Here is a 768-nt window from a genome sequence, read left to right as displayed (position 1 = left end):
CGGCACCGGTTGCGCGCCCGGCCGCCGCTCCGGTGCGTACGGCTGCGCCCGCCGCGCATTCACCTGCGCCCAAGCGCAAGGCCTACAAGCTGGTGGCCATCGGTACGTCCACCGGCGGCCCGGTGGCCTTGCAGCGGGTGTTGACCCAATTGCCGGCCAACTTCCCGGCGCCGATCGTGTTGATCCAGCACATGCCGGCCGCGTTCACCAAGGCGTTCGCCGAGCGCCTGGACAAGCTGTGCCGCATCAGCGTCAAGGAAGCCGAGGATGGCGACATCCTGCGTCCGGGTCTGGCGCTGCTGGCCCCTGGTGGCAAGCAGATGATGGTCGATGGCCGTGGTGCGATCAAAATCCTGCCGGGTGACGAACGCCTGAACTACAAGCCGTGTGTGGATATCACCTTCGGGTCTGCGGCCAAATCCTACGGCGACAAAGTTTTGGCGGTGGTGTTGACCGGCATGGGCGCCGACGGCCGTGAAGGCGCGCGCCTGCTCAAGCAGGGCGGCAGCGCGATCTGGGCCCAGGATGAAGCCAGCTGCGTGATCTATGGCATGCCCATGGCCATCGTCAAGGCCGACCTGGCCGACGCCGTCTACAGCCTGGACGACATCGGCAAGCACCTGGTGGAGGCTTGCCTCTGATGGATGTATTGAGCCTGATTGGCATCATCATGGCGTTTGTCGCGATTATCGGCGGCAACTACCTCGAAGGCGGCCACCTGGGTGCCCTGGCCAACGGCCCGGCGGCGTTGATCGTGATCGGCGGCAC

At 65.9% G+C, this 768-nt stretch carries 1 protein-coding gene and 1 pseudogene; both read left to right on the top strand.

Annotated features, from left to right (window positions below):
- On the top strand, positions 1–641 hold a 641-nt coding region (cheB, locus tag HX846_RS37645), incomplete at its 5' end, for a chemotaxis-specific protein-glutamate methyltransferase CheB (RefSeq protein ID WP_178967515.1).
- Positions 641–768 (top strand): annotated as a pseudogene (motC, locus tag HX846_RS37640) (flagellar motor protein); the annotation flags it as partial. The gene cheB and the pseudogene motC, both read left to right, overlap by 1 nt.

The sequence above is a fragment of the Pseudomonas sp. K5002 genome, assembly GCF_013386655.1.
Taxonomy (GTDB): domain Bacteria; phylum Pseudomonadota; class Gammaproteobacteria; order Pseudomonadales; family Pseudomonadaceae; genus Aquipseudomonas.
This window is presented reverse-complemented; position numbering and strand designations above follow the sequence as displayed.